The sequence below is a fragment of the Mycolicibacterium moriokaense genome (assembly GCF_010726085.1).
GTDB lineage: Bacteria > Actinomycetota > Actinomycetes > Mycobacteriales > Mycobacteriaceae > Mycobacterium > Mycobacterium moriokaense.
This window is the reverse complement of sequence record NZ_AP022560.1, coordinates 6028745-6043464: the sequence shown is the minus strand read 5'-3', so window position 1 is coordinate 6043464 and position 14720 is coordinate 6028745. Positions and strand designations below refer to the sequence as shown.

Here is a 14720-nt window from a genome sequence, read left to right as displayed (position 1 = left end):
TAGCCCAGGTCACGTTTGGCGGGAATAGGAATTGCTTCGAGTCACTTTGTATAGCTAATATATGTGTTTTGTGCCGATAGGTGAGCGAACCGGATGACGACAGAGATCGAGACCGACACCGTGGCGACCGATGCGCTGGCCGAGACCGCCCGTCGCCGGTCCCGAATGGATCGCGACCACCCGCTCTACAAGTGGGTCGTTCTGTCGAACACCACGCTGGGCATCCTGCTGGCGGCAATCAACGCCTCGATCGTCCTGATCTCGCTACCGGCGATCTTTCGCGGCATCGGGTTGAACCCGCTCGCGCCCGGCAACGTCGGCTACCTGCTCTGGATGATCATGGGCTACCTGGTCGTCACGGCCGTGCTCGTCGTCCCGTTCGGTCGCCTCGGAGACATGTTCGGCCGCGTCCGCATCTACAACCTCGGCTTCGTGGTCTTCACCGTGGCGGCCGTCGCGCTGTCCTTCGACCCGTTCGGCATGGGCGGTGGCGCGGTCTGGCTGATCACCTGGCGTGTCATCCAGGGCGTCGGCGGCGCGATGTTGATGGCCTCCTCATCGGCCATCCTCACCGACGCGTTTCCCGCCAGACAGCGGGGGATGGCGCTCGGGGTGAACATGGTCGCCGCGGTCGCGGGTTCGTTCCTGGGTCTGCTGATCGGTGGCTTCCTGTCCGAGTGGCACTGGCAGGCCGTGTTCTGGGTCGGCGTGCCGATCGGCATCGTCGGCACCATCTGGAGCTACCGCTCCCTGCGCGAGCTGGGTTCCCGGAACCCCGGCCGGCTGGACTGGGCGGGCGCGGTGAGCTTCGGGCTTGGGTTGACGGTGCTGTTGGTCGGTATCACCTACGGCATTCAGCCCTACGGCGACTCGACCACCGGTTGGACCAGTCCATGGGTGCTGGGCTCCATCGGTATCGGGCTGCTGCTGCTGGTCGCGTTCTGCTTCATCGAACTGCGGGTCGAATCGCCGATGGTCGACATCCGGCTGTTCAAGTCGACGGCGTTCGGGATGGGTAATCTCGCGGGTCTGATGTCATCGGTGGGCCGTGGCGGCCTGCAGTTCATGCTGATCATCTGGTTGCAGGGCATCTGGCTTCCGTTGCACGGCTACAGCTTCGAGTCGACGCCGCTGTGGGCGGGCATCTATCTGCTTCCTGCCACATTCGGTTTCCTGATCGCCGCACCCATGGCCGGTTGGCTGTCCGACCGGTTCGGTGCGCGTCCGCTGACCGTCGGCGGGATGCTGTTGATGGCCGTGACGTTCATAGCGCTGCTGATGATTCCGGTGAACTTCGACTACTGGATCTTCGCGCTGCTGGTGTTTCTGAACGGATTCGGCGGCGGCGTCTTCACCGCACCCAACACCGCCGCGATCATGTCGAGCGTGCCCGCCGAACAACGGGGTGCCGCGTCCGGTGTGCGGTCGACGTTTTTCAACGCGGGCAACTCGCTGTCGATCGGCATCTTCTTCTCGCTGATGATCGTGGGGTTGGCTGCGACGTTGCCGACGGCGATGAGCGACGGTCTTCAGGCGCAGGGGGTTTCGGCCGACGTCGCGCATGAGGTCAGCAACCTTCCGCCTGTTGGCAGTCTGTTCGCGGCGTTCCTCGGCTACAACCCGATCGGCGAACTGCTCGACCCGTCGGGTGCGCTGGAGGCGCCTGGCGTCAACGCCGACGTGCTGACCGGTCAGACGTTCTTCCCGCAGCTGATCACCGCGCCGTTCCACTCCGGGCTGACGGTGGTGTTCGTCGCCGCGGCGGTGATGATGTTGATCGGCGCCGTCGCATCGATGTTCAACCCCGGCCGCTACGCCGATGCACCGGGCGCCGACAACGCGGCGTGAATTCCTCGGATTGACTCTGCGGGGAGGGCGTCGATTTTCCGAATTTTTGCGCCCTGCACGCAGAGTCAATTGCTAGGAAAGCTCCACGAGCACTGGTGCGTGATCGCTCGGCGCCTTGCCTTTACGTTCCTCGCGGACGATCTCGGCGTGGGTCACGCGGTGCGCCAGCGCCGGTGATCCGAGGATGAAGTCGATGCGCATGCCCCGGTTCTTGGAGAATCGCAGCTGGGTGTAGTCCCAGTAGGTGTAGACGGCAGGACCGGGCGTGAAAGGCCTTACCACGTCCGTGAATTGGGCGGCGAGGATCGCGTTGAAGGCCGCGCGTTCCGGCTCGGTCACGTGGGTGCTGCCCTCGTAGGCCTGGACGCTCCACACATCCTCGTCGGTCGGCGCGATGTTCCAATCACCCACCAACGCGAGTTGTGCCGACGGGTCTTCGGTGAGCCAGTTCTGCGCGGTCTCGCGAAGTGCGGCAAGCCATTGCAGCTTGTACACGTAGTGCGGTGAGCCGACGGTGCGCCCGTTCGGCACGTACAGGCTCCACACGCGCACCCCGTTGCACGTCGCACCGAGCGCCCGCGCTTCCGCTGCGGCCTCCACTTCCGGCTTGTCGCTCCACGTCGGTTGGTTGTCGAAGCCGACCGCAACGTCGTCGATGCCGACACGGGACGCGATCGCGACGCCGTTCCACTGGTTGAAGCCGCAGTGCACCACCTCGTAGCCGGCCGCCAGAAACGGCATCGTGGGGAACTGCTCGTCGGAGCACTTGGTCTCCTGCATCGCGAGCACGTCGACGTCGGCGCGTTCCAGCCAGTCGGCGACCCGGTCGACTCGTGCCCGGATCGAGTTGACGTTCCATGTGGCCAACCGCATGGTCGAAAGCCTACGGACGCAATTGCACGTAGCGCGAGCGGTGGTGCAGCGTGAAACCCATCGACTCGAAAAGCGCGGTAGCGGAGGAATTGTCCGACAGCACCTGGGTGTACGCCCGCTGTGCGCCGCGGTCCGCGCCCCAACTCAGCAGTGCGCTGCACACGGTGCGCGCGTGACCGCGGCGTCGCTGGGCCTCGCTGACCTTCAACGCCGACAACCCCACCCATCGGGTTCCGTTGTGAGCGGCGGTCACGGCCGCGCGTGCCACCGCGATACCCGGGATCGCCGCGAAGGCGACCTCGCCGTCCACGACGGCGGTCAACACGTCGACAGGCACGTCGCGCTCATAGATCCGGAGCCACTCGTCGTCCGGCCGCGGGGCCAGAAGCACGTCGTCGGAAGACACACCCCCAGGCCCGATATCGCATGCCATTACGAGGTTCTCGGCGTCGGTCGGCACCTGCGGCGGAATGCGGAACAGTCGGTCCGGTGCGCTGACGAGAGACGGCGCCGATCGCGCCGCGTACCAATCGGCGATCACACCCATGTCATGGGTCGCGGAAGCATCCAGAGGTACAGCCGAATTGGCCCGTCGCGTGCTGCCGTGCCCGAAGCGGCAGAGCCAGCCGCCCACCCACTGCTGCTCCACGCCGGGCCACCCCAGCGCGGCCGCATGTTCGAGATTGCGAATGTCGCCGGTGCGCACCGGCGCAGCGGTGAGCGCCTTGATCACCACGACGTCGTCGACACGAACCGCCACCACATCCCCGCGTTTGGTGCGCACCTGCAGCGTCGGCTCCGTCTGCACCAGCTGGCCGATCACGTCCGTCAATGGTGGTGCCGACCCGGCGGGCAGGCGGTGACGAATCATCACCCGTGTGCCCACCGGCGGGATCCGCATCAGTGACCGAACGGGTCGGGATCCTCACCGGGAGTCCACGACAGACCCGGTACGCCCCAGCCGTGCGACTTCACCGCACGCTTGGCGGCACGGGCATGGCGGCCGACCAGCCGATCCAAGTAGAGGAAACCGTCGAGGTGTCCGGTCTCGTGCTGCAGCATCCGCGCGAACAGGCCGGTGCCCTCGAGTGTGATGGGCGTGCCGTCGGCGTCCAGACCCGTCACCCGCGCCCAGTCGGCCCTGCCGGTCGGAAACGACTCCCCGGGCACCGACAGGCAGCCCTCGTCATCGTCGTCGGGGTCGGGCATCGTCTCGGGAACCTCGGACGTCTCCAGCACCGGATTGATGACGACACCCTTGCGCCGCGTCGTCTTGCCGCGGTCGTCGGCGCAGTCGTAGACGAACACTCGCTTGGACACACCGATCTGGTTCGCGGCGAGCCCGACACCGTTGGCCGCGGCCATCGTGTCGTACATGTCTTGGATCAAGTCCGCGAGATCCGCAGGCAGCGAACCGTCCTCGCCCACGGGTATCGGCTCGGTCGCGGTGTGCAAGACGGGATCTCCTACGATGCGAATGGGTACGACTGCCACGCGCAACAGCTTAAGTCGGCAATCCTTATCGCCCGACTCGCGGGCATGTCGAACGCCTCAGGTTGCTAACCCGTGGTTGAATGATCGCCGAACCACAGCGATGTCATTTCGAGTGTTGGAAGGGTCCAGGAGCGAAATGGACGGCGCAATCGCGCGGACTGAGCAATCCGGGGACGACCCTGCCCTGGCTGACGGGTTGACCCGGCGCGAGCACGACATCTTGGCGTTCGAGCGCCAGTGGTGGAAGTACGCGGGCTCCAAGGAAGACGCGATCAAAGAGCTGTTCTCCATGTCGGCGACCCGCTACTACCAGGTGCTGAACGCGCTCGTCGACCGCCCCGAGGCGCTTGCCGCCGACCCCATGCTGGTCAAGCGGTTGCGCCGGCTGCGGGCCAGCAGGCAGAAGGCGCGGGCCGCACGCCGATTGGGCTTCGACGTCACCTGAGCCCGTCGGGGGATTGGCGGGCCGGCTTGTCCGGCTGGATACAGTGAACGCAATGAATCAGCAAAATTCGTCTGGCCTCCCCCTGCGCGCGATGGTGATGGTCCTGCTGTTCCTCGGCGTGGTGTTTCTGCTGGTCGGATTTCAGGCGATGGGTGGCGGCGACGACGAGGGCGAGCAGTCGCCCATCGCGACAACCACCACGACGACCACGAAGACCAGCCCGTCGACGTCGCCCAAGCCGGCCAAGCCCGAGGTGCGCGTCTTCAACATCTCGACGGTCGACGGCGCCGCGGAAGGCACCGCCAACCGGCTGCGCGAGGGCGGCTGGGACGTCGCCGAGACCGGGAACCTGGAGTTGCCGGACGTCACGGTCACCACCGTGTACTTCGCCGACGGCCCAGGCGAACGGGAGGCGGCCGAGGAAATCGCCCGGTTGTTGGACGCCCCGGTCGAACCGCGCCTGCCCGAACTCGCGGAGCAACCGCCGGGCATCCTCGTGGTGGTCACCGGCTAGGCTCTTGCCCATGCTGAAGACCGTCGCTGCCGCAGCTTGCTTCGCGGTTCCCGCTTTCGTGTTGACCGCTTGCAGCTCCCCCGAACAACCGGCAACCTCTCCTGGCACCACGCCGTCGATCTGGACGGGCTCGCCGCCGCCCGCGGCGCCGCCGGGTGAAGAGAGCGGCGGCCACGGCGGTACCGGAGGCGAGGCCGCCGGAGAGACGCTGACCGCGGACCTGAAAAACGCCGAAGGCACCACGGTCGCGACGGCGCAGATCGCGTTCAGCGGGGACTACGCCACCGTCACCGTCGAGACCACCGCCCCGGGTGAGCTGGCGCCCGGCTTCCACGGTCTGCACATTCACTCGGTCGGCAAGTGCGAGCCGAACTCGGTCGCGCCGGCAGGCGGTGCGCCGGGCGACTTCAACTCCGCCGGTGGACATTTGCAGGTGGCCGGACACTCCGGTCATCCCGCGAGTGGTGACCTGACGTCGCTGCAGGTTCGCGAGGACGGCACCGCATTGTTGGTGACCACCACCGACGCGTTCACCGCCGAGGACCTGACGAGCGGTGCGCAGACGGCGATCATCATCCACGAGAAGGCGGACAACTTCGCCAACATCCCGCCCGAGCGCTACCAGCAGGTCAACGGCGCCCCGCCGCCGGACGAGACCACCCTGGCCACGGGCGACGCCGGAAAGCGCGTGGCGTGCGGTGTCATCGGTACCGGCTAGCAGCCATATAGATTTCGTCGGTTCACCCCGGCCAACGCTCGGGGTGGAATGGGAGTTCGCGCTCGTCGACGCCGAGACCCGCGACGTGAGCAACGAGGCCACTGAGGTCATCGAGGAGCTCGGCGCGAACAACCCGCGGGTCCACAAGGAGCTGCTGCGCAACACGGTCGAGATCGTCACCGGTGTCTGTGATTCCGTCCCCGAGGCGATGGAAGACCTGAGCTCCACGCTGCGGACCGCGCGCAAGATCGTGCGTGACCGCAACATGGAGCTGTTCTGCGCGGGCACGCATCCGTTCGCGAAGTGGACCCCGGAGAGCCTGACCGATGCGCCCCGCTACGCCGAGCTGATCAAGCGCACGCAGTGGTGGGGCAGGCAGATGCTGATCTGGGGTGTCCATGTGCACGTGGGTATCTCGTCAGCGCACAAGGTGATGGCGATCATCACGTCGCTGCTCAATCACTACCCGCATCTGCTGGCGCTGTCCGCGTCGTCGCCGTTCTGGGACGGTGAGGACACCGGCTATGCGTCCAACCGGGCGATGATGTTCCAGCAGTTGCCGACGGCCGGTCTGCCTTTCCACTTCCAGACGTGGAGCGAATGGGAGGGCTTCGTCCACGACCAGAAGAAGACCGGCATCATCGACCACATGAACGAGATCCGTTGGGACATCCGGCCGTCGCCGCACATCGGCACGGTGGAGGTGCGGATCTTCGACGGGGTGTCCAACGTGCGCGAACTGAGCTCGATCGTCGCGTTGACGCACTGCCTGATCGTCGACCTCGATCGACGTCTGGACGCCGGGGAACGGCTCCCGACGATGCCGCCGTGGCATGTCCAGGAAAACAAGTGGCGCGCAGCCCGATACGGCCTGGATGCGGTGATCATCCTCGATGAGGACAGTAACGAGCGTCTGGTCACTGAGGATCTCGACGATCTGCTGAACCGACTCGAACCGGTCGCCGCCTCGTTGAACTGTGCCGACGAACTGCGCGGTGTCACCGACATCTGCAGATCGGGTGGGTCCTACCAACGTCAACGGCGGGTCGCGGAGGAGCACGACGGTGATCTGCGTGCGGTGGTCGACGCGCTGGTCGCCGAGTTGGACATCTGAGGGTGGCAGTCACGCCGATGTTCCCGCTGCAGGTGGCGATGCTGCCCGGTGAGGAGCTGCCGCTGCGGATCTTCGAACCGCGCTACACCGCAATGATTTCCGAGTGTCTGGCCACCGACGATCCGGCGTTCGGCGTGGTGCTGATCGCCGCGGGCCGTGAGGTGGGCGGTGGCGACATCCGCAGCGACGTCGGCGCCATGGCCCACATCGTCGAGGCCGCCGACTTCGGGGACGGCCGCTATCGCCTGCGCTGCGCCATGGGGGAGCGGATCAAGGTGTTGGAGTGGCAGCCCGACGATCCGTATCCGCGCGCGGCCGTCGAACCCTGGCCCGACGAACCGGGCGAGAGCGTCGACGTGGACGCGATCAGAGACATCGAGGACCGGATGGTCGCGCTGTTCGAGCGGATCGCGCAGGCGCGCGGTGCGCAGGTGGTCGGCAGGGACATCGTCGCGGGTGCCGACGCGTCGGGCGAAGCGTCGACGTGGTTGTACGCCTTGGCCTCCCGCCTTCCGATGGGCCAGGCGGACCGGTACGCGGTGCTCGCCGCGCCGTCCGTCGCCGCGCGGGTGACGGCGCTGAGTGAGGCCGTCGACACCGTCACCGCGATGGTCGAGTTCCAGCTGTCGGAGTAGCGCAGGCTAGACGCGGACAGCCTCGACGAACACGGTGCGCGGTGTGGTCTCCCCGGGAGGACGGCCGTACCGTTCCAACAGCGTCCCGGCGTCCTCCGACGACACCCGCCAGCCGTGCTTCATCAACCACTCCGCGACGTCGGTGCGCTCCTCGATGAACCAGAGGTCGGCCACATCGGGGGCATCGGTGTCGTCACCGGCCTGCTCGCGCAGCTGGCGCAACTGTTCGCGCCGGGTTTCCAGATAGCCGGAGTCGAAGAACCCGGCGCCGAACGATTCGACACCGATCCGGCTGCCGGGTGCGCTGAGTTCGTGGATGCGCTCGAACAGCAGATCCTGGGCGTCGGCGGGCAGGTACGGCAACAGGCCCTCGGCGGCCCACACCGTCGGCTCCTGTGCGTCGAAACCCGCGTCGCGCAGGGCTTTCGGCCAGTCCTGCCGCAGATCGACGGGGACCGCCACGTAACGGGCCGCCGGGTGGTCGTTCGCCAGCGTTTCCGCCTTGAAGGCGAGCACCTTCGGCTGATCGATTTCGTAGACGACGCTGTCGGTCGCCCACGGCAGCCGCCAGGCCCTGGCGTCGAGACCCGCGGCGAGGATGACGGCCTGCACGACGCCGTTGGCTCCCGCGGTGATGAAGAAGTCGTCGAACCACTTCGTGCGCGACGCCGCGTAATTCGATATGGAACGGATGCGTTCGACCATGTGGGCCGGTGGCAGCTGCCAGCCGCGCGCGACGGCCGCATCGATGAATCGCTGTGCGTAGGAATCGGTGAACAGCGGGCAACTCGACGCCGCTTCCTGCGACCGCGCCCACGCGACCCCGAGTGCGGTCGCGCCGACGCCCTCGGTGATGTCCCAGGTGTCGTCGTCAGACCTGGCCATTGCCGCGCTCGGGTTCGGTGAACTCGTACATTTCGTCCTTCGTCAGCAAGTCGTCGCGAACGTTCTGTTCCCGGTACGCCAGCTGGCCAACCCTGTTCGCCACGACCGGTGCGGTGATCACCGTGAACAACCCGGTCAGCAGCAGCATGCCGAGGTCGATGTGGCCGTGCAGCCGCACCGCCGCGCCCGCGAGCACCAGCAGCAGCCCCAGCACCTGCGGCTTGGAAGCCGCATGCATGCGCGTCAGGGTGTCGGGGAAACGGACCACGCCGATCGCTGCGGTCAGCGCGAGCGCCGAGCCGCCGAGGATGAGGACGCTGGCAACGATGTCGAAGACGCTCATCGTGACCGCTTGACAGTCGGAGGCTTCTCGATATCGGGCACGCGGAACCTCGCGACGCTCACCGACCCGACGAAGCTGATCAACGCCAGCGCGGTCAGGCCGTAGGTGACGGTGGTGTCCAGGCTGTAGGCCGCCCAGATGCCGATACCGCACATCGCCACCGCGACAAGGCAATCCACGGCGACAAGGCGGTCCAGCGTGCTTGGCCCGGCGAGCAGACGGAACATCGTGAACGCCGCCGCGGTGATGATCATCACGGCCGCGACGACCCAGACAACTGTCATGCGCTCTCCTCGCTCAGGGTCGGGCGCCAGTCCTCGTCGCGCTCGAAGCTCGCGACCAACAGCCGCTCCACGACGGACACCTGGCGGTGGAACCTTTCAACCGCACGGTCCGATCCGACGTCGAGGACGTGCATGTACAGCCGTCGACGGGTCTGGTCGATCTCCAACACGATGGACCCGGGGATGAGGTTGAAGATGTTGACCGCCAACGCCAGCACCAGATCGGATTTGACCGAGAGGTGTGCGCGCATCACGGCCGACAACGGCGGCGGTCCCGGCTTGATGGCGAGCCAGGCCACCTGGACCGACGACAGCACCAGGAAGTAGATGACGGTGAGGATCAGCCGCAGCAGCGACAGCGGGTGCACCTTGCCGTTGACGGGTACCGCGGGCAGCGGCAGGAGCCAGGTGATCAGTAGCGCGACCGCGAGACCCGACACAAAATTGGCCACGGAGAACGTGCCCCACAGCAGCACCCAGACCAGCACCAGCCAACAGATCACCCAGACCCGCAACGCAATACGTCTCATCGGCGTCCTCGGCTCTTCGCGCAAGCGCTCATCGCGTTCCCACCACCGCAGTGATGTACTGACCCCGATCCAACACCTCGTCTGCGGCGCGCTCGCTGTAGGAGAAGATCGGCCCGGCGAACACGGTCAGCGCCAACCCCACGGCGATCAGCGCCCCCGTCGGCGCGACCATCCCGGCCGGCATGCGGCCCACGTTGTCGCGGTCGACGAACTGGATGTCCTCGGGTTCGTCGAGCAGCGCCATAGGTGAGCCCGCGGAGAGATGACCTTCCGGGGCATCCGCACGCGAGCGCCAGAACGCCCTCGTCCACACCCGAGCCACCACGTAGAGCGTCAGCAGGCTGGTCACGACCCCGCCGCCCACCAACGTCCACGCCAGCACGGAGCCGACCTGCGCACCGGCCTCCAGCAGCGCGACCTTTCCGATGAAACCCGAGAACGGCGGTATGCCACCGAGATTGAGCGCGGGTACCACGAACACGAACGCCAGCAGCGGGCTGGCCGCCGCCAAACCGCCGAGCCGGTCCATCGTCGACGCCCCGGCCTGACGTTCGATCAGGCCGACGACAAGGAACAGGGTGGTCTGCACCAGGATGTGGTGCGCCACGTAATAGATCGCGCCCGACATCCCGAGCGCGTTGGCCAGCGCGATGCCGAACACCATGTAGCCGATGTGGCTGACCAAGGTGAAGGAGAGCAGTCGTTTGATGTCGTTCTGGGCGATCGCGCCGAGGATGCCGACCAGCATCGTGAACAGCGCCGCCACCAACAGGACCGGGTCCAGCCCACCGCTGGGGAACAGCAGCGAGTGCGCCCGGATGATCGCGTACACACCGACTTTGGTCAGCAAGCCGGCGAACACCGCGGTCACCGGGGCCGGTGCGGTGGGGTAGGAGTCGGGCAGCCAGCCCGACAGCGGGAACACCGCGGCCTTGATCCCGAACGCCACCAACAACACGGCGAAGATCGCCGAGCGGGTGCCGGCGGACACGTCGTCGAGCCGCAACGCGATCTCCGCCATGTTCAACGTCCCGGTGGCGGCGTACACGAGCGCGATCCCGAACAGGAATATCAGCGACGACACCATCGAGACCATCACGTACGAGATGCCGGCGCGGACACGGTCTTTGCTCGCCCCGATGGTCAGCAACACGAAGCTCGCGGCCAGCAGCACCTCGAAGCCGACGAACAGGTTGAACAGGTCGCCGGCGAGGAACGCCGTGTAGACGCCTGCCGACAGCACCAGATACGTCGGCATGAAGATGGACACGGGCTGACGCTCGTCGCCGTCGCGGATGCCCTGGCCGATGGCGTAGAACACCACCGCCAACAGCACGATTGACGACACGACGAGCATCAGGGCCGACAGCCGGTCGACGACGAGGGTGATGCCCAGCGGACCCATGCCGGGCACCGATTGGCCCCAGCCGCCGACGTTCAGCACCAACGTGCCGTCCCGGTCGGCGAGGACGAGCAGTACGGCACACACCGCGACGACGATCGACAGCGCGACGAGGGTCATGAGCCGCTGCAGCCTCGGACGGCGACCGGCGATCAGCGTCGCCGCCGCGCCGAGTGTGGGGATCAGCACCGGCAGCGGCATCAGTGTGGCGGGGAGGTTCATTTCGAACCCTCGAATCCGGGCAGCGCGTCCAGTTCATCCGCTGCGTCGGTGTCGCGCGCTACGTCCGGTCGCGGAAGGTCCTCTTTCACGGCGCCGGCATCCTGGGCGGCCAGCTCGGAGACCTGCGCGTCCATGGGGTCGTTGCCCACCTCCTCTTCGGTGGTCAGCCGGTAGGACCGGTACGCCATCGCGAGCACGAACGCGGCGACGCCCATGGTGATGACGATCGCGGTCAGGATCATGCCCTGCGCCAACGGGTCCGCGGTGATGGTGTTGTCCGCGCTGGTGCGGCCCCTGATCGGTGGGTTACCCGACGGACCCCCGACCACCAGTATCAACAGGTTGACGGCGTTGCCGATCAACAACAGGCCCAACAACATTCGCGTCAGGTTGCGCTCCAGCAGCAGGTAGACGCCTGCGCTGGTGAGTCCGCCGATCAGGACGAGCGGCACGAACGAGGTGGTCATCGGGCGGCCACCGTCCTCTTCTGGTCCTGACTCAACTCGACGTCGATGCGGGCGCCGAGGCTGCGCAACACGTCGAGGACCAATCCGACGACGATGAGATAGACGCCCAGGTCGAAGAACAACGCGGTGACGAACTTGACGGTGCCGAGCACAGGCACGTCGATCTCGATCAGTGCCGACGACAACACCGGCGCTCCCACCAGAAGCGAGGCGATCGCGGTTCCCGCCGACAAGGACAGCCCCGCGCCGAGGATCTTGCCCGCGTCCAGCGGCAGCGTCTCGCCCAGTTCGTAGCGGCCGCCCGCGAGGTACCGCAGCACCAGCGCCAGCCCCGCCGTCAACCCGCCGGCGAACCCGCCGCCGGGGGTGTTGTGACCGGCGAAGAAGAAGTACGCCGACAACACCATGATCAGCGGGAAGATGAGCCGGGTGGCGACCTCCAGGATCAGTGACCGATGTCGCGGGTCGCGAAGTTCGCTGCCCCGCAGCCACGTGATGTCGCCCGCCGCGGGGCTGGTTCTCGGAATCAGCGGCAGCCGTCCGATATCAGGCTGACCCACATCGGACACCCGGGGTGGTGTGCCGAACCGCCTGTGCCGGAACACCATTGAGGCCACCCCCGTCGCCGCGACGAGGAGCACCATGATCTCGCCCATGGTGTCCCAGGCGCGGATGTCGACGAGCAGCACGTTGACGGCGTTGGAGCCGTGGCCGCGGTAGTACGCCGCGTCCGGAATCAGTGAGGCGATCGGGATGCCGGTGCGCGCGGCCATCGCGTACGTCGCCAGGGTGGTGACCGTGGCGCCAACGGCGAGAGCCAGGGCGACGCGCGGCAGCCGATTCCGCTTGATGTGAACGCGGTCGGCCTCGGCGGGCAGCGTCCGCAGCACCAGCACGAACACGACGAGCGTCAGCGTCTCCACCAGGAACTGGGTCAGCGCCAGGTCCGGTGCGCCGTGCAGCGCGAAGATGACGCCGCAGCCGTAGCCCGTGACCCCCACCAGCAACACCGCCGCCAACCGGTTGCGCATCACCATCGCGCCGACGGCAGCGCTCAGGATGATGAGGCCGGTGACCACCTGCAGCGACGAGCCCCAGAGCGCGAAGTCGGGGCGATCCTTGGCCCCGAGCGCCAACGTGATTGTCGGCACCAGCACCAACGTCGTCAGGATGGTCGACTGGGTGGCGGGTATCGAACCACGCTGGGTGACCGCGGTGAGTTCCACCGACCACCGGTCCAGTTGGCGCACCACGCCGTCATAGATGTGGTCGGCGTTGCCGAGGGACTCGCGCATGCTGCGCACCCGCCACAGGCGGGCCCTCGCGACGAACGCGGCGACGCCGACGGTGAGGACCAGCGCCGACAACAGCAGCGGCAGATTCAGACCGTGCCACAGTGCGAGCTTGTAGTCCTCCCCGCCGGGCACCGTGTCCGCGTAGGTGTCCAGTACGTTGCCGAGCCCGCCGGGCCACAACCCGAAGAGCAGCCCGGCCGCGGCGAGGATGCCCGGTGCGATCAGGAACGTGACCTTCGGGTGGTGCATCTCGGCCACGCGTTTGCTCGGTTCCGGTAAACCCTTGCGGCCGAACGCACCCCACAAAAAGCGCAGGCTGTAGATCGTGGTGAAGACCGAGCCGAGCACGATACCCGCGAGCACGAACGGCGCCGCCGCACCGAGGTTCGGGCTGTGCAGCACGGTCTCGAAGTCGGCCTCCTTGGCGACGAATCCGAAGAACGGTGGCAGCGCCGCCATGCTCGCCGTCGCACCGATGGCGATGACCAGAAGCGGACGCGCACGCTCACCGAGCCAGGCGAGCCTGCGGATGTCCCGGGTGCCGGTGGTGTGGTCGATGATGCCGACGACCATGAACAGCGCCGCCTTGAACATCGCGTGCGCACACAGCATCGCCAACCCGCCCAGCATCAGGTCACCGCCGCCACCACCGACCATCACGGTGATCAGTCCGAGCTGGCTGACCGTGCCGAAGGCCAGGATCAGCTTCAGGTCGTATTCGCGCACCGCGCGCCAGCCGGCGAGCAGCATCGTCAGCAGGCCGAGCGTGATGACGGTCGGCCGCCACGGCGTCGCATCGGCGAAACCCGGGGTCATTCGGGCGATGAGGTAGACGCCCGCCTTGACCATCGCCGCGGCGTGCAGATAGGCGCTGACCGGCGTCGGGGCGGCCATCGCGCCGGGCAGCCAGAAGTGCATGGGCACGATGGCCGATTTGGACAGCGCCCCGACGAGGACGAGCACCAGCGCGACCGACACGGCCGCACCCGCCGGTGGTGACGCGACGAGCTCCGACAGGCGATAGGTGCCGGCGGTGTTGCCGAGCACGATGATGCCGACCAGCATCGCCAGCCCGCCGAACGTCGTGACGAGCAACGCCTGGGTGGCCGCGCGGCGGCTGGTGGCGCGCTCGGCGTAGTGGCCGACGAGCAGGAACGACAACACCGTCGTGATCTCCCAGAACACGTACAGCAGCAGCATGTTGTCGCTGGTGACCAGCCCGAACATCGCACCGGAGAACGCGACCAGCTCGGCCGCGAAGCTCGGCAGCCTCTTCTCGGTGTGTCCGTCGCGGAGATGGAAGTAGTCGGTGCAGTAGAAGAGCACCAGGGCGCCGATGCCCAGCACCAGCACGCTCATGATCGCCGCGAGCGAATCGAACCGCAGGACGATGTTCATCGACAGCTCCGGCACCCACGGAATGTCGACCGTCGGCGCCGCGCCCGGGGCGGGCCAGTTGGTGACCACCCAGATCAGCGAGCCCAGCGGCACCAACGCCAGCGGGTAGAACGCCATCCGTCCCCACCTGTACACAAGCAGGGGCGCCAGCGCGGTCGCGACCGCGTGGGCGATGAGGACGGCGAGCAAAGGCACTCCGTTTCTGTCGTGGGCTCGGCAATCAGCCGTCGGCGAAGGGGCAGATAGCGGGGTG

16 protein-coding genes are annotated in these 14720 nt (G+C 67.0%); 6 read left to right on the top strand and 10 right to left on the bottom strand.

Annotation, left to right across the window (positions count from 1 at the left end):
• The first annotated feature begins 93 nt into the window (after positions 1–93).
• Complete coding sequence (locus G6N43_RS29500; protein WP_083156354.1) at positions 94–1848, top strand: MFS transporter; 1755 nt, start codon at positions 94–96, stop codon at positions 1846–1848.
• 72 nt (positions 1849–1920) lie between these two features.
• Here the strand turns inward: G6N43_RS29500 and G6N43_RS29495 are convergent, their stop codons facing one another.
• From G6N43_RS29495 to G6N43_RS29485, 3 genes are read right to left on the bottom strand one after another with little or no spacing between them, the layout of a single operon-like run.
• A complete protein-coding gene (locus G6N43_RS29495) occupies positions 1921–2721 on the bottom strand; it encodes an exodeoxyribonuclease III (protein ID WP_083156355.1) in 801 nt (266 codons plus the stop codon).
• Positions 2722–2731: 10 nt separating this feature from the next.
• The gene (locus G6N43_RS29490; RefSeq protein WP_083156356.1) at positions 2732–3622 is read right to left on the bottom strand and encodes an N-acetylglutamate synthase, CG3035 family; all 891 of its coding nucleotides are present in this window, start codon (positions 3620–3622) and stop codon (positions 2732–2734) included.
• On the bottom strand, positions 3622–4215 hold the full coding sequence (locus G6N43_RS29485) for a peptide deformylase (RefSeq protein ID WP_083156358.1): 594 nt from the start codon (positions 4213–4215) through the stop codon (positions 3622–3624). The genes G6N43_RS29490 and G6N43_RS29485 overlap by 1 nt, the downstream gene beginning before the upstream one ends.
• Before the next feature lie 136 nt (positions 4216–4351).
• Between G6N43_RS29485 and G6N43_RS29480 the strand changes: the two genes are divergently transcribed.
• Genes G6N43_RS29480 through G6N43_RS29460 form a run of 5 tightly spaced genes read left to right on the top strand, consistent with a single transcriptional unit; the run spans position 4352 to position 7641 of the window.
• Entirely contained in the window at positions 4352–4660 is a 309-nt protein-coding gene (locus G6N43_RS29480) for a nucleoid-associated protein NapA (RefSeq protein ID WP_083156359.1), read from the top strand.
• 52 nt (positions 4661–4712) lie between these two features.
• On the top strand, positions 4713–5174 hold the full coding sequence (locus tag G6N43_RS29475) for a LytR C-terminal domain-containing protein (protein WP_083156361.1): 462 nt from the start codon (positions 4713–4715) through the stop codon (positions 5172–5174).
• Between the two features lie 10 nt (positions 5175–5184).
• Complete coding sequence (gene sodC, locus G6N43_RS29470) at positions 5185–5892, top strand: superoxide dismutase[Cu-Zn] (RefSeq protein WP_083156362.1); 708 nt, start codon at positions 5185–5187, stop codon at positions 5890–5892.
• A complete protein-coding gene (locus tag G6N43_RS29465; protein WP_110810511.1) occupies positions 5873–7006 on the top strand; it encodes a glutamate--cysteine ligase in 1134 nt (377 codons plus the stop codon). Before sodC ends, G6N43_RS29465 begins: the two co-directional genes overlap by 20 nt.
• 2 nt (positions 7007–7008) lie before the next feature.
• Positions 7009–7641 (top strand): LON peptidase substrate-binding domain-containing protein, encoded by a 633-nt coding sequence (locus G6N43_RS29460; RefSeq protein ID WP_110810512.1) that lies wholly within the window; start codon positions 7009–7011, stop codon positions 7639–7641.
• Between the two features lie 6 nt (positions 7642–7647).
• Here G6N43_RS29460 and G6N43_RS29455 read toward each other — a convergent pair whose 3' ends face one another.
• Genes G6N43_RS29455 through G6N43_RS29425 form a run of 7 tightly spaced genes read right to left on the bottom strand, consistent with a single transcriptional unit; the run spans position 7648 to position 14656 of the window.
• Complete coding sequence (locus tag G6N43_RS29455; protein WP_083156364.1) at positions 7648–8526, bottom strand: SAM-dependent methyltransferase; 879 nt, start codon at positions 8524–8526, stop codon at positions 7648–7650.
• Positions 8513–8869: a monovalent cation/H(+) antiporter subunit G gene (gene mnhG / locus G6N43_RS29450; protein ID WP_083156365.1), complete on the bottom strand. Its 357-nt coding sequence runs from the start codon at positions 8867–8869 to the stop codon at positions 8513–8515. The genes G6N43_RS29455 and mnhG overlap by 14 nt, the downstream gene beginning before the upstream one ends.
• The gene (locus G6N43_RS29445; protein ID WP_083156367.1) at positions 8866–9153 is read right to left on the bottom strand and encodes a monovalent cation/H+ antiporter complex subunit F; all 288 of its coding nucleotides are present in this window, start codon (positions 9151–9153) and stop codon (positions 8866–8868) included. The genes mnhG and G6N43_RS29445 overlap by 4 nt, the downstream gene beginning before the upstream one ends.
• Positions 9150–9683, bottom strand: a complete 534-nt coding sequence (locus G6N43_RS29440) for a Na+/H+ antiporter subunit E (protein WP_083156368.1) — start codon at positions 9681–9683, stop codon at positions 9150–9152. The genes G6N43_RS29445 and G6N43_RS29440 overlap by 4 nt, the downstream gene beginning before the upstream one ends.
• 28 nt (positions 9684–9711) lie before the next feature.
• A complete protein-coding gene (locus G6N43_RS29435; RefSeq protein ID WP_083156370.1) occupies positions 9712–11307 on the bottom strand; it encodes a Na+/H+ antiporter subunit D in 1596 nt (531 codons plus the stop codon).
• On the bottom strand, positions 11304–11774 hold the full coding sequence (locus G6N43_RS29430; RefSeq protein WP_083156371.1) for a Na(+)/H(+) antiporter subunit C: 471 nt from the start codon (positions 11772–11774) through the stop codon (positions 11304–11306). Before G6N43_RS29430 ends, G6N43_RS29435 begins: the two co-directional genes overlap by 4 nt.
• Positions 11771–14656, bottom strand: a complete 2886-nt coding sequence (locus G6N43_RS29425; RefSeq protein WP_083156490.1) for a Na+/H+ antiporter subunit A — start codon at positions 14654–14656, stop codon at positions 11771–11773. The genes G6N43_RS29430 and G6N43_RS29425 overlap by 4 nt, the downstream gene beginning before the upstream one ends.
• Between the last annotated feature and the right edge of the window lie 64 nt (positions 14657–14720).

What these genes read in the sequence shown, in the direction of transcription:
- G6N43_RS29500 (WP_083156354.1), top strand. Translation starts at nt 94, where the DNA reads ATGACGACAGAGATCGAGACCGACACCGTGGCGACCGATGCGCTGGCC.
- G6N43_RS29475 (WP_083156361.1), top strand. Translation starts at nt 4,713, where the DNA reads ATGAATCAGCAAAATTCGTCTGGCCTCCCCCTGCGCGCGATGGTGATG.
- sodC (WP_083156362.1), top strand. Translation starts at nt 5,185, where the DNA reads ATGCTGAAGACCGTCGCTGCCGCAGCTTGCTTCGCGGTTCCCGCTTTC.
- G6N43_RS29490 (WP_083156356.1), bottom strand. Translation starts at nt 3,622, where the DNA reads ATGCGGATCCCGCCGGTGGGCACACGGGTGATGATTCGTCACCGCCTG.
- G6N43_RS29440 (WP_083156368.1), bottom strand. Translation starts at nt 9,683, where the DNA reads ATGAGACGTATTGCGTTGCGGGTCTGGGTGATCTGTTGGCTGGTGCTG.
- G6N43_RS29495 (WP_083156355.1), bottom strand. Translation starts at nt 2,721, where the DNA reads ATGCGGTTGGCCACATGGAACGTCAACTCGATCCGGGCACGAGTCGAC.
- G6N43_RS29480 (WP_083156359.1), top strand. Translation starts at nt 4,352, where the DNA reads ATGGACGGCGCAATCGCGCGGACTGAGCAATCCGGGGACGACCCTGCC.
- mnhG (WP_083156365.1), bottom strand. Translation starts at nt 8,869, where the DNA reads ATGAGCGTCTTCGACATCGTTGCCAGCGTCCTCATCCTCGGCGGCTCG.
- G6N43_RS29430 (WP_083156371.1), bottom strand. Translation starts at nt 11,774, where the DNA reads ATGACCACCTCGTTCGTGCCGCTCGTCCTGATCGGCGGACTCACCAGC.
- G6N43_RS29435 (WP_083156370.1), bottom strand. Translation starts at nt 11,307, where the DNA reads ATGAACCTCCCCGCCACACTGATGCCGCTGCCGGTGCTGATCCCCACA.
- G6N43_RS29445 (WP_083156367.1), bottom strand. Translation starts at nt 9,153, where the DNA reads ATGACAGTTGTCTGGGTCGTCGCGGCCGTGATGATCATCACCGCGGCG.
- G6N43_RS29455 (WP_083156364.1), bottom strand. Translation starts at nt 8,526, where the DNA reads ATGGCCAGGTCTGACGACGACACCTGGGACATCACCGAGGGCGTCGGC.